The organism is Sphingorhabdus sp., assembly GCF_046154385.1.
GTDB lineage: Bacteria > Pseudomonadota > Alphaproteobacteria > Sphingomonadales > Sphingomonadaceae > Sphingorhabdus_B.
Genome location: NZ_JBJXFW010000021.1, coordinates 1 through 24608 on the forward strand (window position 1 = coordinate 1; position 24608 = coordinate 24608).

Annotated in this window: 22 protein-coding genes; 5 read left to right on the plus strand and 17 right to left on the minus strand. The window is 52.6% G+C overall.

Going from position 1 to position 24608, the window contains the following annotated elements:
* Window positions 1–85 precede the first annotated feature (85 nt).
* From ACKVOS_RS04140 to ACKVOS_RS04150, 3 genes are all read right to left on the minus strand, one after another.
* Entirely contained in the window at window positions 86–1345 is a 1260-nt protein-coding gene (locus tag ACKVOS_RS04140; RefSeq protein ID WP_409210749.1) for a site-specific DNA-methyltransferase, read from the minus strand.
* 575 nt (window positions 1346–1920) lie between these two features.
* A complete protein-coding gene (locus tag ACKVOS_RS04145) occupies window positions 1921–3558 on the minus strand; it encodes a hypothetical protein (RefSeq protein WP_409210750.1) in 1638 nt (545 codons plus the stop codon).
* Between the two features lie 79 nt (window positions 3559–3637).
* Window positions 3638–4714 (minus strand): AraC family transcriptional regulator ligand-binding domain-containing protein, encoded by a 1077-nt coding sequence (locus tag ACKVOS_RS04150; protein ID WP_409210751.1) that lies wholly within the window; start codon window positions 4712–4714, stop codon window positions 3638–3640.
* A 72-nt stretch (window positions 4715–4786) separates the two neighbouring features.
* Between ACKVOS_RS04150 and ACKVOS_RS04155 the strand changes: the two genes are divergently transcribed.
* On the plus strand, window positions 4787–5560 hold the full coding sequence (locus ACKVOS_RS04155; protein WP_409210752.1) for a thioesterase family protein: 774 nt from the start codon (window positions 4787–4789) through the stop codon (window positions 5558–5560).
* A gap of 9 nt (window positions 5561–5569) precedes the next feature.
* Here the strand turns inward: ACKVOS_RS04155 and ACKVOS_RS04160 are convergent, their stop codons facing one another.
* The 5 genes from ACKVOS_RS04160 to ACKVOS_RS04180 all read right to left on the minus strand — a co-directional run bounded on the left by ACKVOS_RS04160 (window position 5570) and on the right by ACKVOS_RS04180 (window position 10141).
* Complete coding sequence (locus tag ACKVOS_RS04160) at window positions 5570–6811, minus strand: class I SAM-dependent methyltransferase (RefSeq protein ID WP_409210753.1); 1242 nt, start codon at window positions 6809–6811, stop codon at window positions 5570–5572.
* A 115-nt stretch (window positions 6812–6926) separates the two neighbouring features.
* The gene (rlmN, locus tag ACKVOS_RS04165) at window positions 6927–8168 is read right to left on the minus strand and encodes a 23S rRNA (adenine(2503)-C(2))-methyltransferase RlmN (protein ID WP_409210754.1); all 1242 of its coding nucleotides are present in this window, start codon (window positions 8166–8168) and stop codon (window positions 6927–6929) included.
* An 8-nt stretch (window positions 8169–8176) separates the two neighbouring features.
* Window positions 8177–8893, minus strand: a complete 717-nt coding sequence (locus tag ACKVOS_RS04170; protein ID WP_409210755.1) for an NYN domain-containing protein — start codon at window positions 8891–8893, stop codon at window positions 8177–8179.
* 121 nt (window positions 8894–9014) lie between these two features.
* Entirely contained in the window at window positions 9015–9500 is a 486-nt protein-coding gene (locus ACKVOS_RS04175) for a hypothetical protein (protein WP_409210756.1), read from the minus strand.
* The gene (locus ACKVOS_RS04180; RefSeq protein ID WP_409210757.1) at window positions 9497–10141 is read right to left on the minus strand and encodes a histidine phosphatase family protein; all 645 of its coding nucleotides are present in this window, start codon (window positions 10139–10141) and stop codon (window positions 9497–9499) included. The genes ACKVOS_RS04175 and ACKVOS_RS04180 overlap by 4 nt, the downstream gene beginning before the upstream one ends.
* Window positions 10142–10283: 142 nt before the next feature.
* Between ACKVOS_RS04180 and dnaN the strand changes: the two genes are divergently transcribed.
* On the plus strand, window positions 10284–11399 hold the full coding sequence (gene dnaN, locus ACKVOS_RS04185; protein WP_409210779.1) for a DNA polymerase III subunit beta: 1116 nt from the start codon (window positions 10284–10286) through the stop codon (window positions 11397–11399).
* On the opposite strand, the gene ACKVOS_RS04190 is transcribed toward dnaN, so the two are convergent.
* The 6 genes from ACKVOS_RS04190 to ACKVOS_RS04215 all read right to left on the minus strand — a co-directional run bounded on the left by ACKVOS_RS04190 (window position 11396) and on the right by ACKVOS_RS04215 (window position 19374).
* Window positions 11396–11779 carry a PIN domain-containing protein gene (locus ACKVOS_RS04190; protein WP_409210780.1) on the minus strand — a complete coding sequence of 128 codons (384 nt, stop codon included), beginning with the start codon at window positions 11777–11779 and terminating at the stop codon, window positions 11396–11398. The two genes, dnaN and ACKVOS_RS04190, sit on opposite strands and share 4 nt — an antisense overlap.
* 2 nt (window positions 11780–11781) lie before the next feature.
* Window positions 11782–12036, minus strand: coding sequence for an AbrB family transcriptional regulator (locus ACKVOS_RS04195; protein WP_409210758.1), 255 nt, complete (start codon window positions 12034–12036; stop codon window positions 11782–11784).
* A 66-nt stretch (window positions 12037–12102) separates the two neighbouring features.
* Entirely contained in the window at window positions 12103–13845 is a 1743-nt protein-coding gene (locus ACKVOS_RS04200) for an N-acyl-D-amino-acid deacylase family protein (protein ID WP_409210759.1), read from the minus strand.
* An 86-nt stretch (window positions 13846–13931) separates the two neighbouring features.
* Entirely contained in the window at window positions 13932–15221 is a 1290-nt protein-coding gene (locus ACKVOS_RS04205; protein ID WP_409210781.1) for a methyltransferase family protein, read from the minus strand.
* Window positions 15222–15325: 104 nt separating this feature from the next.
* Window positions 15326–17251, minus strand: a complete 1926-nt coding sequence (locus ACKVOS_RS04210; protein ID WP_409210760.1) for an OPT family oligopeptide transporter — start codon at window positions 17249–17251, stop codon at window positions 15326–15328.
* Window positions 17252–17304: 53 nt separating this feature from the next.
* Window positions 17305–19374, minus strand: coding sequence for a malate synthase G (locus ACKVOS_RS04215; RefSeq protein WP_409210761.1), 2070 nt, complete (start codon window positions 19372–19374; stop codon window positions 17305–17307).
* A gap of 110 nt (window positions 19375–19484) precedes the next feature.
* On the opposite strand from ACKVOS_RS04215, the gene ACKVOS_RS04220 reads away from it, so the two are divergent.
* Both ACKVOS_RS04220 and ACKVOS_RS04225 read left to right on the plus strand, forming a co-directional pair.
* Window positions 19485–20282, plus strand: a complete 798-nt coding sequence (locus tag ACKVOS_RS04220; protein WP_409210762.1) for a type I phosphomannose isomerase catalytic subunit — start codon at window positions 19485–19487, stop codon at window positions 20280–20282.
* A gap of 70 nt (window positions 20283–20352) precedes the next feature.
* Window positions 20353–20532 (plus strand): hypothetical protein, encoded by a 180-nt coding sequence (locus ACKVOS_RS04225; RefSeq protein ID WP_409210763.1) that lies wholly within the window; start codon window positions 20353–20355, stop codon window positions 20530–20532.
* Between the two features lie 26 nt (window positions 20533–20558).
* Here the strand turns inward: ACKVOS_RS04225 and ACKVOS_RS04230 are convergent, their stop codons facing one another.
* Entirely contained in the window at window positions 20559–21293 is a 735-nt protein-coding gene (locus ACKVOS_RS04230; RefSeq protein WP_409210764.1) for a DUF1223 domain-containing protein, read from the minus strand.
* Between the two features lie 95 nt (window positions 21294–21388).
* The gene (locus tag ACKVOS_RS04235; protein ID WP_409210765.1) at window positions 21389–21814 is read right to left on the minus strand and encodes a DUF1801 domain-containing protein; all 426 of its coding nucleotides are present in this window, start codon (window positions 21812–21814) and stop codon (window positions 21389–21391) included.
* A gap of 97 nt (window positions 21815–21911) precedes the next feature.
* Here ACKVOS_RS04235 and ACKVOS_RS04240 point away from each other — a divergent pair, with 97 nt between their 5' ends.
* Window positions 21912–23132 carry an argininosuccinate synthase gene (locus tag ACKVOS_RS04240; protein WP_409210766.1) on the plus strand — a complete coding sequence of 407 codons (1221 nt, stop codon included), beginning with the start codon at window positions 21912–21914 and terminating at the stop codon, window positions 23130–23132.
* Window positions 23133–23423: 291 nt separating this feature from the next.
* Here the strand turns inward: ACKVOS_RS04240 and ACKVOS_RS04245 are convergent, their stop codons facing one another.
* Window positions 23424–24542, minus strand: a complete 1119-nt coding sequence (locus tag ACKVOS_RS04245) for an acyltransferase family protein (RefSeq protein ID WP_409210767.1) — start codon at window positions 24540–24542, stop codon at window positions 23424–23426.
* Between the last annotated feature and the right edge of the window lie 66 nt (window positions 24543–24608).

The following is a 24608-nucleotide window of genomic DNA, read 5'->3' on the forward strand; positions in this document are numbered from 1 at the left end:
AAAAACAATCGAACATCGGCGCTTGCATCACCGCAAGCTCGCCGCATAATATCAACCAACCAATGGACCCAAACACTCACCTGTTTTAAGCTGGCATATGTCTCAAATTATCTGACGACGGACAGATGGTGATCTGACAATAGGCTGGATCAAGCTCCATCAATCGAGCGATGCGCCCTGTTTTTTCGGCAGCAATCAGAGTCGTGCCGGATCCGCCGAAGGTATCGAGGACAGTATCGCCGCGATTACTGACATCCCGGATGGCGTCGGCCACAAGATTTACAGGTTTAACCGTCGGATGCGCGGCAAGCTCTTCCCTACGTTCGCGCTTGAACGTATTAACACCGGCATAACTCCAAACGTTGGTTCGGTATCGCCCTTTATCTCCTAGCCCAAAATTGTTGATATGAGGTGCATGACCCTTTTTCCAAACCGTGATCAATTCATGCTGCGAGCGATAGAAGGTTCCCATTCCGGCATTTGTTTTGGACCAAACGCAAAGATTTTTCTGTTCGGTAAATACAGATTCACCTGCAGCGATGATTTCGGCGAGATGTCGCCAATCCATGCAGGCATATATGATAGCGCCGTCCTTGCAGACACTAGCGATAGCAACGAATGATGACGTGAGGAACTCAACAAACTGCCCTGATGTCATTTCACCACTAGCTTCGGCAAATTCCCGATGACGCACGCGTCCAAGCCCACATACATGGCCGTCGATCGGAACGTTGTATGGTGGATCAACGAATACCATCGTAGCGGTATCCGTCCCCATCAGTTTCGCCACTTCGGCGATCGATTTGGCATCGCCGCACATGATACGGTGCCGCCCTAATGACCAGATATCACCTGGCTGGACGATTACATCTCCGCTTTCTGGTATTGAAGGATATTCGTCCTCCGGCATCGTAGGCTGTACACTGGCATCGCTTACGTCAGTCAATATCATATCGATCTCGACGGCGTCGAAACCGGTTAGGGTTGTGTCATAGTTGCATTCAAACATTTCGCCGAACTCTTCAGCTAATATTTCATAGTCCCAGCCAGCATTAAGCGCGATCTTGTTGTCGGCTAATGCAAAGGCTTTGACTTGCGCCTTGGACAAATTGCGTAACGCAATAACAGGCACCTTTATCAGTCCCCGGCTTTTTGCAGCAGCAAGGCGACAATGCCCTGCAACCACCATATTGTCGCCGTCGATAATGATTGGATTGTTGAAACCGAACTCGTCGATTGACCTCGCGACTTGCTCGATCTGCTTTAGGGAGTGGGTGCGCGCATTGCGCGGGGAAGGTTTCAGTTTTGAAACCTCAACCCATTCTATCTGTCGTATTTCACTCATAAACCAGGACTCCTAAAAATTCGCACACAACGTACGAAGTACAGAATTCCCGGTTCTGATTGTCAGATAACATGATTCGCGAATTACGCAATATAGATTCTACATAAAATTATTTTTTCTGATTTTTTACTGTAATAATGAAGTCGTAACTTCAAGTATTACTTTATAATACATTTCATATTGATAATTTATTATTACGCCAGTTTAAAACTTCGGTATTAATGCCATTAATGCCGTCAGCATTATATTTATGAGGGACTGCCATTGCAGTTTCTATTTAGTGTCGCTGCACCACCGACGATACATCGCTGCAGCCAGCGATTTTATTCACTGCTTCTGGAGCGTTGTCTTGGAGTTAAAAATGGCCGAATTTCGGGAGTTTCGGTCTCGTGTTCGGGATTTTGCCCTATAATTCTGGCAACTTTTCCCTGCAAATACGCTGTTTAACAGGGATATCGGGACGAGACCGTATCAACCAGGACTGCCCACACCACCATTTTCCCCATGAGATGGCCAACACATTATCCCGGACATAAGATCATTATGTCGACGCCGAACAATCAGGTTTCACGGCGCTATTTCTTGGCTGGACGTGCTTCTTCATAATATAGCGGCCCAAGTGAATCCAGCACCTCATCTGTGCCAAATGCGTAAGGCATATCGCCTGTATTTTCGATAAACCGCACGGTCAGTTCTGTTTTGAAGCCATTGTTAACGCTGCTGATAACCATGCCATTTCGGGTAGACTGCATTGTTCGGGTAAAGTCTTTGCGATCAACGATTACAAACGCGTTTTTACCTGCCGACTTGGCCAGCTCGGCAGCGCGTAGCAACGTCATTTCCTGCACCAAAGCGGCCGATGGTGTATTCCCGATAAATTCAACTTTGGTTGTGCCATCGGCATTATCCGTTGAACGAAAGCCATCTGTCCGATTTATTCCGCCCAGCAAGCTGGTTCCCATCGTCAATGCACCGCCGATCAATGCCCCCACGATATTAGGCCGTGCCCGTTCATAATCGACAACCGATCGCGGTGTTTCAGGTGCGACCAAAAGTTTTCGGACTATTTCGATCAAATCCTTACGGCGCTTTTCGGCTAAATCCTTTTCAAAGGATGTGATGTCGGGAACCACCAATCCACCTTGCGCCGGAAGCGCGGTGCGTAAGGCCGTCAGCAATTCAATAGTCGCCGCATCGCGTGGCATCCCTGATCCAACCAGCGCAGAAAGGGCGTCATTTGTGCGTCCTTCTGCCGTGGCAATCCTTGCCTCGATCTGGCGTCTCCGCAATGCGATAAAATCTTTAAGCGCATTACGCGCCGGTGATTGCACGTTGGACACAGGTGCCTGTGGTGACGTAGCCAATGCAGGAGCGACACCTTCTTCCAGTCGCGATAAATCCTGTCGCGCACCTTCGACATCACCTGTTGCCGCTTTTGCATATGCGGTGTGCAAAGTCATGATTACCGAAGACAGCAAGGAAGAGGTCTGGGCATTGGGCGACAACAGCCCATATGGCTGCAAAGATTGTGTGGGCCATTCCAGCTTTACACCTTGTGCCAGTTTCAGCGCATTTGCGAAATTTCCCAGTTCTGCTTCTTGTATGACTGCATTGATGGCGGCCGCCGGTTCTAGTTTTATTACCGTTAGCCAAGGCGAAGGCGAACCATCACCAATTTTTCGCGACGCCTGTGAAATTTCTGCAACGCCATATTGCACTTGAAGCGAATAAGGTCGGGTTCCTTTGGCGGCACTCAGCAATGAAGCTACGCCGTCGTTTTGACCTTTATACGTCAGCGCCAATGCCCGCATCAGTGATAGTGACACCCCCAAACTGCGTCGAAAAAATCGGTCATTCGCGAGATCCGATGTTTCTTTTTCGGCCAAATCCAGATCAGCAATGGCGTTATCTATTTCAGCCGATTGTAAATATCCAGCCGCTCGCGCTCGCAACAGATGCGCTTTGCGAAGTCGTTGAGTCGGCAACAAGCGGGGACTGGCCAGAGCACGCGTACATGCCGCGATGTCAATGCCCCGGACACCTCCAAAGAAGCTGTAACTGTTTTGCGCTGCCTCACCGCGGAGGCCATCATCTTGCTTGCCAGGATGAATGCGCCCGTCACATCCTTCAAAATCTCGTTTATCGGAGGCATAGGCCGCTGGAGCCATCAATATGGCACATGCAAATAGGGATGCTGACCATATTTTATTCATAAGTCCTCCAAATGCCAACGCTCTATACGTAGATACAAACAGGCGAACAAGAAAGCGGACATTGCTTGCGCAAGTGACTTTATTTCGTCAAGCTCGGCGCCGTCCCGTACCAGCGTTTATAGGCGCGCGAGAAGGCGCTTAAGTCGCTGTAGCCCAGCAGCAGCGCTATTTCTCCGAGGGGTCGTTTGTCTTCCATAAGATATAATTTGCACAGATCCTGCCGGACCAAATCGAGGAGGTTCCGGAACGGCGTACATTCTTCCACCAGTTTGCGCCTTAATGTACGCTCGCTCATCCCGAACGACTTGGCCATCCTGTCCAGAGTAGGCGGAGTTTTATCGATCTCGCTGGATAAGTAAAAATAGCTGTGGGCCAGATGATGCTTGCCTTGCGCCATCCATTGGGCCGGCTGTTCAAAACGTACAGATGCCGCATGATAAAGATCCGGATTTGCCAATGCGGATGGCCTGAACACTTGGCGCGCCGCGATTTCCAGTCGTGTTTCCGGTTTGGAAAATTCGACCGGACACCCAAAAACTGCCTCATATCTCGAAATTTGAAAGCGGGCTTTATGCTGAAAATGGACTGCGCGCAAAATGGGCGCTTCTCCCAATATTTGGCGGGACAGGCGGGCGTAAGTTGCCACGGAGAATTCGATAAGCGGCGCATATGCGTTGGCAAAATCGGGATGGCATTCCCACAACAGAAAGGGTGGCCGCCCCGTCGGTTCGAAAATTGTGCGAAACATCGACTGGCGCAGCATCTGGATGCGGACATTGGCCTCGATCACCGCAGCAAGGTTCGACTCCAGTCGGGTCGCATATCCAAGATCGGAAAAATTCTGCATCGACGCCCGCTCGCCGATACGCAAATTGATCGCGGGATCCTTGAAATGTTGTTCCAGCATTTTGAAAAATCGCAAAGCCAATGGCGCGGCAAACCGATTGAGGGGGTTTCGCAATTGCGTCTCGTCCAGCCCGACAGTTGCCAGCATCACGCGCCGATCACCGCCATCGGCTTCGGCAGCGCACAAAATTCGTACCAGCAAATTGGCAGCAATTGTATCGGGGACGATAAAAGCGCCATTTTGCGAAAAACTGTTGACCCAGCGATAGATCTCATTGCTCCTGTATGACGTAAGGGAAAGCTTCAACACGCCCGGCGTGCGATGGCAAGAGGGAATTTCCGGCGGGTTGCAGCGTCCAAAATCTGGCGCTAAGCCGCATTTATGAACCTTGCATCCCTCCTTGCCCAGTTTGCGCCGGGCGCTTCGTCACACATCGTTTCCATACCGCCGACCTGGCATCAGGGGCGGACGTCATATGGCGGATTAAGCTCGGTTTTGGCGTATCAGGCGGCAAAGCTAACGGGTGAAGATTTACCTCCATTGCAATCCGCGCAAATCGCTTTTGTCGGCCCTTTGGCCAATCAGGTTGAAGTCACGGCAAAAATTTTGCGGCGGGGCAAAAATACCGCATTTGTGAAATCGGAAATCCTCGGATCGGATGGCGTGGGCCTGTCGTGCACATTCATTTTCATGAACCGGCGGCACAGCCATCTGGATTATGAAGGTCTACCAAAACCCGAGTTACCGCCGGTTCCGACGCCGGAAACCGCACGAAGCGGTCCACCCGAATTCTTCACGGGTCATATGCAATATCCGGACAAACGGCTGGAATTGGGAATGGCAACCAACCGTCTGGCCAGCTGGCACCGCTTTACCGAACATGACGGCCTTGACCCTATCGCCGAACTGATTTGCATCGGCGATGCCTTGCCGCCATCGGCGATGGGCCTGATGACCGAAAAAGGCATGGTGAGTTCAATGAACTGGCAGATAAATATGCTTACCGACACACCTGCAACCAAAGACGGCTGGTGGTATCTGGTGAGCGAAACACACCATGCCGCCAACGGTGCAAGCAGCCAGTATATGACGGCATATAATAGCGAAGGCGTGCCCGTTCTAACCGGAATGCAATCCGTCGCGATTTTCGTATAGGGTCTGGGCCTAAGAGCCTGATAAATTGCGCTCGGCCGCGCTGATATAATCACGTGTTATTGGCAAGCTGCGGCGATTGCGGATATATTGTATCTGGTAATTGCACATGCCACCCGATTCAAATGCCGCGGTTGCGCCAGCCAGATAGAATATCCACATCCGGTAAAACCGTTCGCCATATTGCGCGATGATGGCGTCGCGATTGGCGGTTACCCGCGCATACCATTCGCGCAGCGTCAATGCATAATGCAGGCGCAGATTTTCAATGTCGCTGTGCATTAACTTCATCTTTTCGCTCGCCGCCAATGTTTCCGAAAGCGCCGGAATATATCCACCTGGAAAAATATACTTGCGCGTAAAGGCATCAGTGTTGCCAGGTTTGCCAAGCCGTCCGATAGTATGCAGCAGCATGACGCCGTCATCCTTCAGCAGATTGGCGCACGCCCTGAAAAAAGTTTCGAACTGCGGAACGCCGACATGTTCGAACATACCAACCGAAACGATCCGGTCAAAATAGCCCGGCGCCTTCTTTGCCAGCACGCGGTAATCCAGCAGTTCAAAATGGACCTTGTTCGACACACCCGCCGCCTCGGCCCGTTCGCGTGCAAGTTTCAGCTGTTCCTCGCTTAATGTTATCCCCAGAACTTCGACATCGGCTACGCGGTTCAGATACAGCGCCATCCCGCCCCAACCGCAGCCGATATCAAGCACTTTCTGCCCCGGCTCCAACGCCAGCTTCGCCGCGATATGGGCCTTTTTTGCCATTTGCGCCTGATCAAGGCTTGCATCGGCTTCCGACCAATAGGCGCAGCTATATTGCATGTCATCATCGAGCCACATTTGATAAAAATCGTTAGAAACATCATAATGATGCGCCACATTGGACCGTGAATTGGCGAGCGAATTGAGTTGCATCAACGGACGGAATACATGCCGCAGTAATTTCCGCAGAGGTTTGGGGTCTCCGATCTCACCGCCATTTTCCCAAGGATTGTTCCGCCGGATCAGCTCGACAAAACCCATGATGTCATCATCATCGACGCTAACCCCGCCATCCATGTAAGCTTCCGCCATGCCGAGCCGGGGGTTCAATAATATCCCGCGAACTGCGCTGGATGTTTGCACGCGCAAAGTAACGTCTGGCCAGCCCGCAATACGCTCACCATAATGGCTTGTTTCGCCGTCATGGGATATGATCGTCAATCGGCCATATCTTATTTTTCCCCGCAAAATGCGGTCAAGTATCGACATGCAGCAGCTCCCCGGTGTTCTGTTGCTCCTTATTTCGTTTCTTTTATTACAATTGTTACGGCTTTATCCAGAGAGATGAAAATAGACTGGCCGCGCGCAGTATTGCGAGGATCAATTAACCAAGCGCCGCCTGCTTTTCCTCAGCTAACCGGTCGAGTTCGGCCCGGCTTTTTTTCTCGCTCGAGGATTTCAATTGGCCGCAGGCAGCCATGATGTCGCGTCCACGCGGTGTGCGGATCGGCGCACTGATACCGGCTTCGAATATAATGCTGGAGAACCGCTTGATGCGGTCCGGATCCGAACATTCGTAAATCGCCCCGGGCCATGGGTTGAACGGGATCAAATTGACTTTGGCCGGCAATTTATACTGCCGGATCAGGCTTACAAGTTCATGGGCGTCTTCATCGCGGTCATTTTTGTTCTTCAACATCACATATTCAAATGTGATCCGCCGCGCGTTACTCACACCGGGATATTCGGCACAGGCGCGCAGCAATTCATCAATGCCATATTTGCGATTGATGGGGACGATCTCGTCCCGGATTTCCTTCGTCACCGCGTGCAGCGATACGGCAAGGTTCACGTTAATCTCTTCACCCGCCCGGGCCATCATGGGAACGACGCCGCTGGTTGACAGGGTAATCCGCCGCCGCGACAGGCCAAGACCATCGCCATGCATGACGATCTTCATCGCGTCGCGGACATTGTCGAAATTATAAAGCGGCTCCCCCATGCCCATCAGGACGATGTTGGTCAGCATCCGTCCGTCGGCGGTGTAATGGCCGACATCGTCATCGTCTTCATCGTCGTCCGCAATCGACGCCATATTTCCTTTGGGCCACTCCCCCAGTGCATCGCGCGCCAACATCACCTGCCCGACAATTTCACCCGGCGTCAAATTGCGCACCAGCCGCATGGTCCCGGTATGGCAAAAACGACAGTTCAGCGTGCAGCCCACCTGGCTCGAAATACACAATGTCCCGCGATCCGCGTCGGGAATGAACACCATTTCATAATCCTGCGCGTCATCGGTTCGCAAAAGCCATTTGCGTGTTCCATCCGTCGACACCTGTGCCTCAACTACTTCGGGTCGGCCGATAACAAAGCGGTCCGCCAGCCAGGGCCGCATGGTTTTGGCAATGTCGGTCATCGCCTCAAACGAGGTCACACCGCGATGGTATATCCAGTGGAACACCTGCTTCGACCGCAACTTTGCCGCTTTCTCATCCAGTTGCGATTCTTCGAACAATTGCCGGATCTGCAAATGGTTCAACCCCAACAGGTCAATGCGCCCATCAGCGCGCGGGGTGATGGCACGGGTGGTGACAACGGGATCGATATGGCCGGGGATTTGCATGATTTGGGCTATTTCTGTAGGGGCGCAGGAAGGAAACAATCTCGGATGCCATCGACATGTTCTATCAAATCTTTGGCGGCACGATGATCACCCATGCGGTCAAGAATCACATCGATCCCTTCACGACGCGCCAATTTTGCGGCAGGCACGAAATCCGCATCGGCAGCCACGATTACAATTTGATCTACCTGTTTTTTGAAAGCAAGCGAAGCAACATCAAGGCCTAGGCGCATATCGACTCCTTTTTGCTTTGTATCAATCTCAAAATCACCGTCAGTCGCAACGAATTTATCAGGCGCTTCGATCAATCTCGCAGTTGCATACTCAGTCAATCGCCATTTGGAAGTGTCGTTCAGCCGACCAAGCCGGACGGCAACCTTGCGGAGCTTCTGGATCTCTTCATGCAGCGCCAATCTGAACTTCGCATCTTCAGTTTTTCCAAAAACGATTGATTTATGAGAGAGCGGCTGGTGCATGCGCTTCGTCAGAGGCGGACAATCGTAGAAGAAAATGCGATAAAATTCAGGCGATTCTGCCAATTGAAAATTATGCTTTGCAACTTTCTCTGTAAGTTCTGACGGCCCGATGCGAAATGCTAAATGCCAGAAAGCTAGTAATCCTAGCCCATGGGCTACGCTTTCGGGATCATCACGGTTATGGTCTGGGAAACAGTGCTTAAATCTGCGTAGAAAGAACGCGCCATCGACTAATATTGCCGTCGCCATAATGTTTCCAAAAAAGTTGTCCCCGGGAGCGGCCTTGAGCTGATGTCTGCTCTTTCGAGCGCCTCAAGACGGCAAGCCGGGGACGGGATATTTGTTTATATGTAATAAAACTCCCGGAAAGTCAAGTTTTCATACACCCCAGCGCCGCTGCATCTACCGCGCTCGGGGCACCGCGGACGGAATATGTATCGACGATCGAACGGCCATCGCGGCCAAGGCTTTCGATGCTTAGCGATGTAGCAGAGCGCATCGCGGCGATGATCGCCAAGTCCATCCGCCGGTCGTTCGCCCAGCCACTGTCACCGCTCGCTTTCAATCTGAATCTTCGACCTCCAGCGCTCAATATGATACCGCCGTTTGTTGATCGTTCCCGCGACAATTGAACATAAACCTGGTGCGTGACGCCTTTTTTCGGCCAAAACCCGACTGACATATACGCTTTCCGCGTCGCTTTGCCCACCGTGTCTTCCGGCACCGAAATCGCATAGCAGCGCGGCGTGTCGGCATCGCGAAACGCGGCCCAGCCATGATAAACACCCAACCGCTCCTTGGCGATCAAGGGCGTCGCACAGATAGTGGTACACAATAACCATAAGCAGAACTTCACGCCCGCTCCCCTGCGCCTTCACCATCTATGACAAGTTCTTCGACCCCGTCGCGGATCATCACCATGCTGCCTTGCGCCAGGCTGCCCGCAATGGGCGCGTCAAAGCCCTTAAGCGGCGGATGCCCGAGCATAAGTCCGCGCAGAACCCGCGCTGTCATTCCGTGACAGATCACGAGCATATCCTGTTCGAAACGTTGCTCACCAATCCATTCGGTCAGACGCGCCGCAACATCGTCATACCATTCACCTCCCTGGGGCCGGACAGAAAACAGCTTGTGCTCCAAATCGACAATCGGCCCGATTTCGGCGGCGATGTCGGCATAAGTGCGGCTCGACCAAGTGCCTACATCGATTTCCAACAGGCGATCATCACGCGACGTCCGGTGCCAGTCGGCGTCGATTTCTTCGGCAATAAGCGCCAAAGTTTGCAAGGCACGTCCAGCACTTGACGACCATAGTTGCGGCCGCGTGTCGTCGCCGAGATAATTGGCCAATGCCCGCCCCATGACGCGCGCCTGGACGCAGCCATCCCATGTCAATGGCGTGTGCAATTCCGCCTGCCCTTGCATACGCGCAATTCGGTTGAATACCGTTTCACCGTGCCGCGCGATGAACAGTCGTTTTCCTTCGGTTGAAATCATAATCACGCTTATTCCACAGCTTATTGCACATGGCAAAAGCTATCGGCTTGCCCTTGTGGACAAAGCGGTTAAGGAAGATTCGCCGGAAGTCGAAGGATTTTTGGCGGATGTACGGGCAAAAAGCCCGATTAGGGGATTTGAAATGAGAGCCACGATAGAACGCGCGACACTGCTGAAAAGCCTGAGTCACGTCCAATCGGTTGTCGAACGACGCAACACGATCCCCATTTTGTCGAATGTCCTGATTGAAGCCAGCGACAATGGCCAGATCAAGCTGACCGCGACCGACCTTGATTTGCAGATTGTAGAAACCTTTGCAGCCGATGTGGAAACGCCCGGCGCCACCACCGTTTCTGCACACACCTTGTTCGAAATCGCCCGCAAATTGCCGGACGGCAGCCAAGTACAACTGCAAGCCGCAGATGGCCGCATGGCAGTTAACGCAGGGCGCGCACGTTTCAGCCTCGCGACCCTGCCGCGCGACGATTTCCCGATGATAGCCGAAGGCGAATTGCCGACATCGTTCGAAATCCCGGCAAGCTCGCTGATCCAGATTATCGACAAAACGCGCTTTGCGATTTCAACCGAAGAAACACGTTATTATCTCAATGGTATTTTCCTGCACGTGACAGAAGATGCGGAACCCGTTTTGAAGGCCGCGGCGACCGATGGCCACCGCCTTGCGCGTGTTACGTTGCCCCGTCCTGCGGGCGCAGAAGGTATGCCGGACATCATCGTCCCGCGCAAATGCGTCGCCGAGGTCCGCAAACTGCTCGACGAGGCCGGCGACAATTCGGTGCAAGTTGACCTGTCAGCCTCGAAAATCCGGTTTACCTTTGACACGATCATTCTGACTTCGAAGCTGATTGACGGAACCTTCCCCGATTACAGCCGCGTCATTCCAACCGCAAATGACAAGCTGCTGAAAATCGATCCAAAGGCATTCAGTCAGGGCGTTGATCGCGTCGCGACAATCGCGACTGAAAAAACCCGTGCCGTCAAAATGGCGCTCGACAAGGACAAGATTACCTTGTCGGTCACCTCGCCAGAAAATGGCACCGCGGCCGAAGAAGTATCCGGCCAATATAGCAGCGACGGCTTTGAAATCGGCTTCAACGCCCGTTATCTTATGGATATTTTGAACGAGATCAAAAGCGACGTCGTGGAACTCCACCTGGCCGACGCCAGCGCGCCGACGCTCATCCGCGAGAATGACACGTCGCCAGCGTTGTACGTGCTGATGCCGATGCGGGTTTAGCGGATTAGCTCGACTTTAACGCCAACCATATCCGCGATTTTCAGCCAGTCTCGATCAGCCGTTAAGGCAACTGCGTTTTCGCTTTTTGCCAAAGCAAGGCACAGACAGTCGGCTTGTGAAATTCCATTTTTGCGCGCCAGTTCGCGAAAATCGGCCGCGTCGATGGCTATTTTGTGGGATACCGGTACGACTGGAATTTCCATGAGGGCGACCGCGGTTTCGAATTCTGCTCGATTCCAGCCATAAGCATATTGAATCTGTGCCGCTTCGCCCAGATTTACCGATCCAATAACCGCCTGATCAAGAGAAGCCTCAACAATTTCCGCACCGGCTTCACGTTTTAACAGAGCCAGAAGGGCCGATGCATCAAGAACAACCACACTCAATATTTTTCAAGTGCTGCGTCCGCACGTTTTTGAGCGAGAAAGTCTTCGACGGTAAAGCTCGGTTTGCCTCGGCTTGTTTCCTCGTAAAATGCCTGCGACTTAGCCACCCGCTGGTTAAGGTTCGTCAGTTCCAAACCAAACTCGCCCTCATTCAGGATCAATTTGCCCCCATTTTCAAGTCCCAGTCGCTTTCGCACGTCAACTGGAAGCACCATGCGGCCATTTGGGGCAACCTTGATTTCGATACCCATGCTAAATATCCTATCACAACAGAATGTCACATCTATCATATTGTGACACGAATAGCAATTATGACATCACTCCGCCGCCTCTGACATCGTTACACTTTGTGGTCCGCGTAAAACGGTACCGGGCATCGCGCCGGTCATAGCGCCGTCCCGGAACGTCACCACGCCTGACTTGATCGTTGCGACATAGCCTGTCGCTTTTTGCAGCAAACGCTTGCCGCCCGCAGGCAGATCAAAGGCAAGCCAAGGCTTCTGCAATTTCAGTTCGCCGAAATCGATGACGTTGATATCGGCCAAATAGCCGGGCTTCAAAACGCCGCGGTCATTCAACCCATATAGCCGCGCCGTGTCATGGCATTGCCGTTTTACCGCCAGCTCTAGCTGGATAGTTCCGGCTTTCCGATCACGCGCCCAATAGCTGAGCAGGAATGTCGGCGCGGCAGCATCGCAGATCGTTCCGCAATGCGCGCCGCCATCCGATAGCGACGCCAGCGTATCTTCGGACTCTAGCAGTTCCTTTGTGAAATCCAGATTGCCGTCCATATAATTCAGGATGGGCAAATAAATCATGCCGTTGCCATCATCCTGCATCAATTGGTCATAGGCATATTCGGCGGCATCCTTGCCCGCTGCGTCCGCAAATCCGAAAACACTTTCTGCGCGCGTCGGTTCATAACTGAAATCATCCACCAACGGGAATTGCATGGCCCAGGCGGCAGTTACCAGCATAAAGAAAGGGGCCATATCAGGCGATGGAGGCGGGATATTCGCTTCGGCGAGCATCTGTGCCTTGAACTGCGGATTAGAAAGCTTTGCCTTTTGCTCATCCCAAGGCAGGTCTTTTATCGTGTCCCAGCTTGGCTTCCGCATGAACGGATGCACGGTGCCGCGCCAGTTCATGATAACACCAATTCCGCGCAGGCCAATGGCCGCAACAATATGTGCGCCATTGTCGTTGGCCGCCCGCATCGCCGCCATCTGGTCTTTCCAGTGCATCTGCTTGATTGGCGATTGCAGCATGGAAAAGACGATGGGTTGCCCCGTTTCGGCCGAAAGGCGACGCATCCATCCAAATTCGTCCCATTCGGGCAGCAAGTCCGAAGTCAGTTCAAATACGCCATGCCCGGCCCGCGCCATTGCGCGTCCCAATGCCAGCAATTCGGGTTCAGTCGCCGTAGTGCCGGGAACCAGTTCACCGTCAATCGACTTGTGCAGGATCGTGCGTGAAGTCGAAACGCCCAACGCCCCTGCCCGCACGCCTTCTTCGACCAGACGCGCCATTTCGGCGATATCGGCATCGTTCGGCTCTTCATTATCCGCGCCGCGTTCGCCCATCACATAAGCGCGCAGCGCACCGTGCGGGACATGTGTGCCGATATCGATTGTGCGCGGCAATCGTTCCAGCGCGTCGAGATAGTCTGGGAAACTTTCCCAATCCCACTTCATACCTTCGGCCAGCGCCGTGCCTGGGATATCCTCTACCCCTTCCATTAAACCAATCAGCCATTCATGCTTGTCATGCCGCGCAGGCGCAAAGCCGACGCCACAATTACCCATCACCACCGTGGTCACCCCGTGCCAGCTCGATGTGGCCATTTCGCTATCCCACGTCGCCTGACCGTCATAATGGGTATGGATGTCGACAAAGCCGGGGGCGACAATCTTGCCCGTCGCGTCAATTTCATTTCGGCCTTGGGTGCTGATATGGCCAATCGCCGTGATAACACCGCCGTCGATAGCAATATCCGCTGCGTATCGAGCAGCCCCCGTGCCATCGACGATCGTTCCCCCGCGTATCACCAGATCATGCATACCGACTCTCCTTTATCGTCAGGGGAGAGTATCAGATTTAATCGCGTGGTTAAAGGCTGGTTGATATTGGGTCAGGGCCCATTAAATTATTCTGCAGGCTGAGCCGCACGCCCCTTACGCAAGCGATTGCCAGCGCGCGCGCGCAATGCCGCAAAAGAACGCGGAATAATTGCGTTACGATCCATCCATTCGGCATATTCGGCATAAGCAGGGTCTGCCCGTAAATGCTTTTCTTCCGTTTTGGCGCGCCAGTAATAAATGCCGCTGACCAACGCGAGAATGGCAGTGTTGCGTATTATGTCCGATGTGTTGCCGGTGGTCACCAGAAATGGCATCGTCGCCAGCCACCAATAGCTGTTCTTGCTTAAATATGCCGGATGCTTGGTAAAAGCATAGGGTCCATGTGTCAGAATGCCGCGATGGGTCAGGTTGGAAAAGCGCAAACCAAACGCCACGGTCGCCCATGCGTAAACGCCGGTCAACGCCACCAGAATCCCGCCCCAAATCCACAAAAGCAACGTCTGTCCTTGAAACCAATAGGCCCAGTCGTTGGTGCCGATATGATAATCAAGCGGGCCGCCGTTGTTCATCAGAATGAAGGGTGGATAGCACGTCAACGCCGCCACCCAACCCGCCAGATAGGGATTGGCCGTGCGGATATGGGCATCCAGCGGCTTCATAGTCAGCATATAGCCGACGGTCGCGAATTGCACATCGACCAGAAACATTGCGGTAATCAACGCATTGGCCAGCCTGACGGGGTCTGCTGCAACCACAGCAAAGTCCATGTTCACAATGTCGCGAAACCCGCCCGGAACGATGGAGATCATGAACGCGAGAAAGAACCCCTTCACCGCCCAAGCCCGCAAATGATGGAATATTTCGTCCTTATCCCAATCATCGCGCCCTGCAATCCACGCACCCAGATGCCACGCGCCATCGTGCTGGTTCACCAGATAACGGTCGAGCCAGACGATATAAGGCACTGAGATCAGGACTAGTGGTATGGCCGAAGCCTGAAATATCTCCATCGAAAACAGATAATTGCCATCCCAGTAGAAACGGCACAAACCATAGAGGATACCAATGGCACCCCAGGTCGCCCAAAGCCCCGCAATTTTGACGATGCTGGTATCGAGAACATCAGCAACCGGACGATTTAGCGACCAGTCCAGACCCGTTGAAGGCCGACGATGGACCTTGTCCACCAGCAAAGACCATAACACCATCGGCAGTCCGCAAAAGACCAGCGCGACCAGAGCGGAATATCCTCCATCGGCGCGTTCTGGCCAACCGGCAAAACCCAAATTTTCCATGATCGTGCCGAAGTTTCGGGCGATCCACACCGCCAAAAACAAGCCGGCAAGTCCGCACATGCCGACGGCATTGCTGACTGCAGAAACGGGCCGAGGGTCGAGGGTTGCGTCGCGTGTTTTCACGCGAGCACCCTAATGCGAATTGGTTAAAAAAGCGGTGACGGTTAGGCCGATGTCTCCCGCTTCGTTCGCCGGTACATCCACCATAGCATGAAGATAAACAAGGCTGAACCGCCCCACATGGCGAACGGTTCAAAGCTTTCCCCGACGACAGCGAGGGGTGCGTCGCTGCCGCTGCCCGCTACGATTCCTGCAAATGCAACGCCGAACAGGCTTTCCCCCACAATAAGCCCGGTTGCCGCCAGAACACCCATGCGTTTCGCAGCTTCCGTATCTTTTCGGGTGTCGGCCCATTTGTCGTAAAAATGCCCTAGCACAGTGCCCACAATGATCAGGAACGTAAGCGCCATGGGGAGATAGACACCCATGCCCACGCCAAGCGGCGGTAAACGGCGCTTGCCCGCTTTGCCCAGCAATTCATCTGCAATAACGACGGCGACCCCGATTAAAGCGCCAAGGCCCAGAAGCGGCCAATCCAGATCACCGCCCAAAACACCCTTGGCCAATGCTGAAATGAGAAGCGCTTGTGGCGCGGCGAGCGCGTTTTCGCCTGCACCCGCAGTTCCGGCAAAGCCGAAGGCATTATTGAGCAAATCGAGCACAGGCGGAATGGCAAGGCTGCCAAAAAGAACGCCGATGACCAGCGCGACCTGTTGCCGCCATGGCGTTGCACCCACAATCTGGCCGGTTTTCAGATCCTGCAGATTATCATTCGAAATAGTGGCAATGCCAAAGATAATGGCTGTCGCAAACAGGGCGTAAGCGATCATCGCGCTGGTTTCTTCTGCGGTCTCGCCCCGCCCGAAAAAGCCAAGCAACATCAAAGATGCTCCGACCACAGCCAATATGCCAACGCCGGATATCGGGCTATTCGATGCACCGATCAGGCCGGCCATATAGCCACACACCGACGCGATAACGACACCGGCCAACAATATATAAAATATGGTCAATCCGATAATCGGCCCTGCCAGTCCGGCAATCGGTGTGCTTTCCAGAAATTGCCAAAGCAGAAACGCAATCGGAACAAGGGTTGCAACTATGATGGCGCCGACCAACTTTATGGGAATATCCCGCTCCGTCAACGGCAAGGCATCGCCCGCCGACCGTGCTGCGGACGCCGCCATGGCGCCCTTAAGACCCTGTATGATCGGACCAATTATCTTGAGCAATGTCCAAATTGCCGCCACACCTATTGTGCCTGCGCCGATGAAGCGGGCTTTTTCCCTGAAAACGGTACCCGCGATTTCTGCGGCATCGGCGCCGGGTACGCCCTGACTGAAATAGGGAACAAGTCCGATCCAGCTAATGGCCATTCCCAACAACATCGCTAGCCCGACCGAAAGGCCGACCAGATGGCCAACGCCGACAAGGGCGAAGCTGAGTGATGTCGAAGCCCCTGTTGCACCGGCTCCAATTTTGAAAAAATGCGCGATTTCAGCCGCCACCAATTTCATGGCGATCAACAGCGAAAGCCCGGCGGATAGCAGCGCGCTGACAATGATGGTGGTCAATCCGCGCTGGTTCTCTTTCGACCCGGACCCTTCTGCAGATCCGACAATCAACACTTCTGCTGCGGCTTTTCCTTCGGGATAGGGAAGATCCGACCCTGTAACTAACGCACGTCGCAAGGGCACCGAAAACATCACACCCAAAATGCCGCCCGTGGCGCACACCGCGGCTGTGGTCAGAAAGGGAAAGCCCTGCCAATATCCCAATATAACCAGCCCCGGCAGCACAAAAATGATGGCCGACAAAGTACCCGCCGCACTGGCGATGGTTTGCACGATATTGTTTTCAAGAATAGTGCCGCCTGGCAACATGCGTAAAATGGCCATCGAGATCACGGCCGCCGGGATCGATGTCGCGAATGTCAAACCGGCCTTAAGGCCAAGATAGACGTTTGCCGCCGTAAACAGCAACGTAATAAGCCCGCCCAATATGACCGACCGGATCGTTAATTCCCGCATGTATAAATCTCCCACTACAGCTTTGTGTAACGGAAAGACTTTTATTTCAAGGCCTAACCTGCCTTCTTTTTCAGCCGGAATTTATGGAGCAGAGGTTCGGTGTAACCATTGGGTTGTGTGATGCCTTCGAACACCAGCGCGCGTGCTGCTTTGAAGGCGATGCTGTCTGGCGTGAGCTTTTCATAAAGCGGATCGCCTGCATTTTGTCCGTCGACTTTGGCCGCCATTTTGACCAAGGCGGCGTCAACCTGCGCCTCGGTCGCAATGCCATGCAACAACCAGTTGGCGATGTGCTGGGACGATATCCTCAATGTGGCACGGTCTTCCATCAGACCAATGTCATGAATGTCGGGAACCTTGGAACAGCCAACCCCTTGATCGATCCAGCGCACGACATAGCCCAAAATGCCCTGCGCGTTATTTTCCAGTTCTTGCGTCACGTCTTCATCGGACCAGTTATGGCCGACGGGCGCGACCGGAATAGTCAGCAACGGGTCGAGACCGGGCGTGGCTTGACTGGCAAGTTCAGCCTGCCGCGCGAACACGTCAAATTGATGATAATGCATGGCGTGCAACGTGGCCGCCGTCGGCGATGGCACCCAAGCCGTATTTGCCCCCGCTTTGGGATGACCGATTTTCTGAGCCATCATATCCTTCATCATATCCGGCGCGGCCCACATCCCCTTGCCGATCTGCGCTTTGCCCGAAAGCCCGCACGCAAGGCCGATTTGAACATTGCGGGCTTCATATGCCTGTATCCAGCTGGAAGTCTTCATCTCAGCCTTGCGGATCATCGGGCCTGCGCGCATCGCCGTGTGCATTTCGTCGCCTGTGCGATCGAGGAACCCTGTGTTGATGAACACAATCCGGTCCTTCACGGCATGAATGCAGGCGGAGAGATTGGCGCTGGTGCGGCGTTCTTCGTCCATCACACCCACTTTGATCGTGTGGCGTGGAAGACCCAGCACATCTTCGACGGCATCGAACAGGGCGTTGGTAAACGCAGCTTCTTCAGGCCCGTGCATTTTGGGTTTAACGATGTAGATGCTGCCCGCACGGCTGTTGCTGAGAGTGCCTAGTCTTTTCAGGTCGTGCAAAGCGCACAGCGAAGTGAACAGCGCATCCAATATGCCTTCGGGGGCCTCGCTGCCATCCGCAAGAAGGACGGACGGATTGGTCATCAGATGCCCGACGTTGCGGACAAACATCAGACTGCGCCCCGGCAATATCATTCCGTCATATTGACGGTCAGCATCCAATGCGCGTGACATGGTTTTGCCGCCCTTGTCAAAGGACGCAACCAAATCGCCGCGCATCAAGCCGAGCCAGTTTGTGTAAGCGGCGACTTTATCCGTAGCGTCCACAGCGGCCACCGAATCTTCCAGATCGATAATCGTCGTCAGCGCTGACTCAAGCATAACATCGGCGATATGCAGATCATCGGTCGCGCCAATAGGGTGCGACGGATCGACCACGATCTCGATATGCAATCCGTTTTGTTGGAACAAAAAACGGGTGACATCGTTTGAAACAGCTTTGGCTATAAAATGTGGAGCATGGCCGCCCGACAGCACGGCTTCCCATCCTGGTAGCGTTTCATTGAGAAATTTGCGAGCATAAGAAATGACCGCCGAACCGCGCACCGAATCATACCCGCCTGCTTTGGCCGGTGCGGCATCCAGAACATCGGTGCCGTAAAGCGCATCGTACAGGCTGCCCCATCTGGCATTGGCGGCGTTCAACACGAAGCGGTCGTTTAGCGAAGGCACAACCAATTGCGGCCCTGCCATCGTCGCAATTTCCGCATCTACATTTTGCGTTCCGATATGAAAGGGAGCGGGTTCATCGACAAGATATCCAATTTCGCGGAGGAAATTTTTATATGCGGCCATATCGGCAATTGGGCCGGGATTCGCGCTGTGCCACGCATCAAGTTTCGCTTGAATTTCATCACGCTTCGCCAACAATGCGCGATTTAGCGGGCCGAATTTTTGAAGAATGTCGGCAAGCCCTTGCCACAAATGGTCCACGGCCAAGCCGGTTCCGGCAAGCGCGCGCGTTTCCACAAACAGGGCGAGTTCTTCTGCGATATGCAGATTTGAACGGGTGACATAATTCTTCATTATTGGCTCCAATTTCAAATGTCGGCGCCCGGGGAGATTTTATTATTTTTGCCGCACTAGCGCGTGTTTGTGCGGTGCAAAAGCATAATTTTCCTGTTAACGGGATTCCCATGAAATTGAACAAGCATCTGGTGGACAAACCTTGGGGTCGAACGGACATCCCTGCCGCTTTCGGCGATATGGGAGGGCGTCAGATTGGCGAAATCTGGTACGAAGATGAACGTTCCGAACATCTGCCAATATTGGTAAAATGGCTATTCACCAGCGAAAAGCTCTCGATTCAAGTGCACCCGAACGATGCACAAGCGCAGCAGCGCGGGATGGTTTCGGGGAAGGAGGAATGCTGGTTCATCGTTGACGCCGAACCAGACGCCGTACTGGGCATGGGAACGATCCGGCTGTTGAGCAGCGACGAATTGCGCGCCGCATCTTTATCGGGTGAAATCGAAGCGCTGATGGATTGGAAACCGGTAAAACCCGGCGACTATTTCTATATTCCGGCAGGGACCGTGCACGCAATCGGCGCTGGAATAACTTTGGTCGAGATCCAGCAGAATGCAGACATTACTTATCGACTATATGACTATGGCCGCCCACGCCCACTGCACCTTGATGACGGCGTCGCGGTGTCGGTTGCCGTGCCCTATACCGACAAAAGATCGGGTAACATAGAAAGCGGCCTCTGCATATCAGACAGTCCGTTTTTCCACATGCGCCATGTGACGTCTATTGAGGAAATTCCAGAAATTACGCCTGGGTACCGCTTATGGATAGTTCCCCTGAAAGGAGAAGTAACCAGCGACGGCATTCGTGGCGGCGTCGGCGACTGCTTATTGCTGGAATCGGGCAGTTTTATTGAATTTGATGACGAAGCCGAGTGCTTGATTGCAGCCCTGGATTTTCTTTAAAAATAGTGTTGAAAGGTAATTCCCGGACATTATTAGCCGACTGAACTGCTTATCCGAAGATAATAAATCGATGGAAACTTTCGTTCAGATGGAAAACCGATATATCATTGCCTACGCCCTGTGCGCGCTCATGCTTTTGGTTCTGGCGTTCGTTACCGCTCGCTATGTATCCAACCGCCGGCAATTCAAGATCAGGCAGTCCGGCCGAGGCAAGAATTTGCCGAATACCGAAAATCAGCCCGCCGAATAAAAGCGCCGGGACTTAGGGTCCTGACCCTAAATCACTTTCGCAGCAATAATTGCCCCTGCCCCCGGGCGCTGGACCAATATCGCGGTTTTCAGATTTTTGTCTGTCGCGCGGCTCAATGCATATCTCTTTTCGGTTCCGTTCCATTCGCCAAGCTTTGCAAGTGACCGAACGATATTTTTGTGCGGCAAATTGCGGCCTGTGTTTTCACCTGAACGTATGGCCACATTTTGCGTGCGGGGATCATAGCGTACAACCCAGATATGGGCCGTTCCCGACCCTTTGCCGACCGTTAACGTCTCGCCCCGAACATCGATTGACGGCCCGCCCGACACAGCTTTGGTCGACGCAAGACTTTTTGCCAATTCGCCGTTTTTAATTCCGGTTATCGCCGTTTTCCCGTTGATCACAATTTGCGGGGTGTAGACATTGGGGTTCCCGAGGGCATGGGCATAGTCATATTGCCGCTGGGTATAGGCTTTGTCGCCGAAGATATCCTTCCAACCCAGCCTGTCCCAATAGGTAACTGCAAAACTCAATGCGATGACGCCGGGGCGATCCGCGACGGCATTGACGGCCGCATTGGCGGGAGGACAAGATGAACAGCCTTGGCTCTGGTATAGCTCGATTATGATCGGGTTTTCGGTGTTTGATGACAATGCCGGTGCCTTGGCATCGGCTTCAGCGATGATTTCGGGGGCTTGCTGGCACGCGGCAAGAACAGCAATTATCGGTAACAATCCGGCGGTAATATAAGCGTTCATGGTCGGCTTCCTGAAGTTGGTGCGGGCGGGGAAAAAGGGAGGTTAAACCCCGTCCGCTGCCAATGGTTCGCCAAAACCAACGCAATGGTTACCGCTCAATCAGGATATTTTTCGGCCATCGAGGCGAGGGAACGCGCGCAAAGTTCCTCCAGAACGGTTACATCAATATCGCTTAATCGCTTAATATAGAGGCAGGATTTACCGGTTTTGCATTTACCAAGACTGGACAATATCGCCTCATATTCCTGAAAACCATCGACAATATATAGAACCGTCTGGCCTTTGCGGGGTGAAAATCCGATGCGACACATGTCGCCTTCCCGGCCGCTGTCATAACGATAGTGATAGTGTCCAAAGCCGATAATACTCGGTCCCCACATTTTCGGGGGGTGCCCTGAAACCCGCGCCATCAGGTCAACGATCTTTATTGCATCCAGACGCTGCTGTTCATCGGCAACAGCTGCGACAAAATTGTCGACCGAAACCTCCGTCATTTTCGTCTTGTTGTCGGACTTTGCCATATATTTTGCCTCCTGACGTTAATTCATATCGCCTTGCAGGGGACTGTCCACCCTGATAGGCGCGCGGGCGTTACCCAACTGCCAAATGGAATCACTGATGAAAGATAATATCAAAAAAGTCGTCCTTGCCTATTCTGGCGGCCTCGACACCAGTGTTATTTTGAAATGGTTGCAGGTGGAATATGGGTGCGAAGTGGTCACATTTACCGCTGACTTAGGTCAAGGCGAAGAACTGGAACCGGCGCGGGCCAAAGCGGTGCTGATGGGTGTTCCGGATCACCACATCTATATTGATGACTTAAAAGAAGAATTTGTTCGCGACTTCGTGTTTCCGATGATGCGGGCCAATGCCCGATATGAAGGCGATTATCTGTTGGGCACGTCCATCGCGCGACCGCTTATTTCCAAGCGCCTGATTGAAATAGCCGCGGAAACCGGGGCCGATGCGATCGCCCATGGCGCGACCGGCAAAGGCAATGACCAAGTGCGGTTTGAACTGTCGGCTTATGCCTTGAACCCGGATATCAAGGTTATCGCCCCATGGCGCGAATGGAACCTGACCAGCCGCACCCGCCTGATCGAATGGGCCGAACAGCACCAGATACCTGTGCCCAAGGATAAGCGGGGGGAAAGCCCCTTTTCTACCGACGCCAATCTTTTGCATACTTCAAGCGAAGGCAAAGTGCTGGAGGACCCTTGGGATGAAACCCCGGACTATGTGTATTCGCGCACGGTCAACCCCGAGGATGCACCTGATATACCGGAATATATCACCGTCGATTTTGAAAAAGGTGACGGCGTTGCCTTGAACGGCGAAGCAATGTCGCCAGCCACTTTATTGGCTGCGTTAAACGAACTGGGCCGAAAGCATGGAATCGGCCGCCTTGATCTCGTCGAAAACCGCTTTGTCGGTATGAAGTCGCGCGGCATGTACGAAACCCCGGGCGGCGAAATCTACGCCCGCGCACATCGCGGGATTGAAAGCATCACATTGGATCGCGGTGCGGCCCATCTGAAAGATGAGCTGATGCCCAAATATGCCGAGTTGATTTACAACGGTTTCTGGTTTTCACCCGAACGCGAAATGCTGCAGGCTGCGATCGACCACAGCCAGACGCTGGTTTCAGGAACAGTTCGGCTCAAGCTTTACAAAGGCTTGGCGAGCGTTGTTGGAAGGAAATCTCCCAACAGCCTGTACAGCGAAAAAGTGGTTACGTTCGAAGACGATGCCGGTGCCTATGACCAAAAGGATGCAGCAGGCTTTATCAAACTGAACGCTTTGCGGTTGCGATTGCTTGGGCAACGTAAGGTAAGATAAAAAACGCAAAGCAATTGCCCGACCTGTCAAAACGAAACGTGATCTGTCGAAGAGTGTAACTGCAATTTTTTGCTTTCGTTCTGTGATCCTAAATTTCGTTCGATGCCTCAATCCTTTGATCTGCAAGGATCAGATTTTGTCTAAAAATGGGCAAAGTCGCAAAGTGCGTATCGACGCCCTTTTAAATACCCGAATGTAAGCTCAATAAAACAATAGACGACAAATAATTTGCTCATTTGTTCGAACATTGCCTAACAAGTTAGCATAAATTAAGAGAAGCGAAATAATTTATCAGCCTGCGTTCGCATCCAACCGGACGCGGGCAACAAACGAGAATTTTTTTCTGATCTTTAGTATGGGACGTTCTATAAAGTGCCATGAAAAAGCTGCAAATAAAGTAATAAAGGGAATGACGAGCAAGAAGTGAACGAAAAGAGATGTGTTTTCTGGAAGCACGGCTACTAATACTTGCTGCAGAGGCCAGCCATAGAGATATATTCCGTAGGAGTAATCACCGCTGCGCAAAAATTTTGGAACCCAGATGTCTGTAACACCTAGGAAAGCGGTGATATAAATCATTGGGAGCGGCAACAAAAGGTTCATAAGAGGATAATTAACTCCCCCCTGTTGTGGGAATAAACCAATCAGAAAACAATAAATTACACAGAGGCCAAAAATGCCCCAAGAATAGGGAATCTTGTCTTTCATCAGAAAGGCAAAAATGCCTAAGATGAAACAAACGTAAAGCCGCGAGGCTTTGCCAACGAAAAGAATATAGAGAACCCTTTCTACTCCTTTCGACTCGGGACCGATACCATAGTTCGGTAAAATAAGGCTGAGCATGATGATAATGCCAGCAGCGATAGGCAGAAGCCAAGGACGCTTTAGAAGCCCAAAAAGAATTAACCCCGACATAATAACGTAGCAGCCAATTTCGTGCGGTACGGTCCACAATGTATTATTGACTATATCGGTCCGGTGGTCCTTGAACACTCCGGGAAGTACATAATTTACCCAACCTATAATATTGGTAAAATACTGCCAAGTTCCTATATTGCTGAAGTATTCACCTAATGCCAGCGTTGTAAATATCGGGCCTAAAATTAACGCGCTTAGAACAATTTCTACTGCCAGCGCCGGTACGATGCGTAGCCCTCGGTTTATCAGGAAGTTTGATAGAGAAAGGCGCAACGCACTGCCGGCGATTAAGAAACCGCTCAGGCCGAAGAAGGATGCCAATATGAAATAGCCGACCATCCAAAGTATAGGCGTTTCATTATAGGATAGATCACCAGTTACAATTGCGTTCACATGCCAAGCTACCACGCTGCATGCCAGTGATATGCGAAGGAAGTCAAACCCAGGACCGATACCCTTATATTGATTCAGCCTGCTTCCGATTGTTTCCATGTAACGTCACCCCAGTTCTTTAGCGCACTGCATGAACAACTCTGGCGTAATTTTTGTGACAAATGT

Bases quoted from the DNA above. Each gene is read 5' to 3' on its own strand.
- ACKVOS_RS04140 (WP_409210749.1), bottom strand. From the start codon at position 1,345: ATGAGTGAAATACGACAGATAGAATGGGTTGAGGTTTCAAAACTGAAA.
- ACKVOS_RS04145 (WP_409210750.1), bottom strand. From the start codon at position 3,558: ATGAATAAAATATGGTCAGCATCCCTATTTGCATGTGCCATATTGATG.
- ACKVOS_RS04155 (WP_409210752.1), top strand. From the start codon at position 4,787: ATGAACCTTGCATCCCTCCTTGCCCAGTTTGCGCCGGGCGCTTCGTCA.
- ACKVOS_RS04160 (WP_409210753.1), bottom strand. From the start codon at position 6,811: ATGTCGATACTTGACCGCATTTTGCGGGGAAAAATAAGATATGGCCGA.
- rlmN (WP_409210754.1), bottom strand. From the start codon at position 8,168: ATGCAAATCCCCGGCCATATCGATCCCGTTGTCACCACCCGTGCCATC.
- ACKVOS_RS04170 (WP_409210755.1), bottom strand. From the start codon at position 8,893: ATGGCGACGGCAATATTAGTCGATGGCGCGTTCTTTCTACGCAGATTT.
- ACKVOS_RS04180 (WP_409210757.1), bottom strand. From the start codon at position 10,141: ATGATTTCAACCGAAGGAAAACGACTGTTCATCGCGCGGCACGGTGAA.
- dnaN (WP_409210779.1), top strand. From the start codon at position 10,284: ATGAGAGCCACGATAGAACGCGCGACACTGCTGAAAAGCCTGAGTCAC.
- ACKVOS_RS04195 (WP_409210758.1), bottom strand. From the start codon at position 12,036: ATGGGTATCGAAATCAAGGTTGCCCCAAATGGCCGCATGGTGCTTCCA.
- ACKVOS_RS04200 (WP_409210759.1), bottom strand. From the start codon at position 13,845: ATGCATGATCTGGTGATACGCGGGGGAACGATCGTCGATGGCACGGGG.
- ACKVOS_RS04205 (WP_409210781.1), bottom strand. From the start codon at position 15,221: ATGTGCGGACTTGCCGGCTTGTTTTTGGCGGTGTGGATCGCCCGAAAC.
- ACKVOS_RS04210 (WP_409210760.1), bottom strand. From the start codon at position 17,251: ATGCGGGAATTAACGATCCGGTCGGTCATATTGGGCGGGCTTATTACG.
- ACKVOS_RS04215 (WP_409210761.1), bottom strand. From the start codon at position 19,374: ATGAAGAATTATGTCACCCGTTCAAATCTGCATATCGCAGAAGAACTC.
- ACKVOS_RS04220 (WP_409210762.1), top strand. From the start codon at position 19,485: ATGAAATTGAACAAGCATCTGGTGGACAAACCTTGGGGTCGAACGGAC.
- ACKVOS_RS04225 (WP_409210763.1), top strand. From the start codon at position 20,353: ATGGAAACTTTCGTTCAGATGGAAAACCGATATATCATTGCCTACGCC.
- ACKVOS_RS04230 (WP_409210764.1), bottom strand. From the start codon at position 21,293: ATGAACGCTTATATTACCGCCGGATTGTTACCGATAATTGCTGTTCTT.
- ACKVOS_RS04235 (WP_409210765.1), bottom strand. From the start codon at position 21,814: ATGGCAAAGTCCGACAACAAGACGAAAATGACGGAGGTTTCGGTCGAC.
- ACKVOS_RS04240 (WP_409210766.1), top strand. From the start codon at position 21,912: ATGAAAGATAATATCAAAAAAGTCGTCCTTGCCTATTCTGGCGGCCTC.
- ACKVOS_RS04245 (WP_409210767.1), bottom strand. From the start codon at position 24,542: ATGGAAACAATCGGAAGCAGGCTGAATCAATATAAGGGTATCGGTCCT.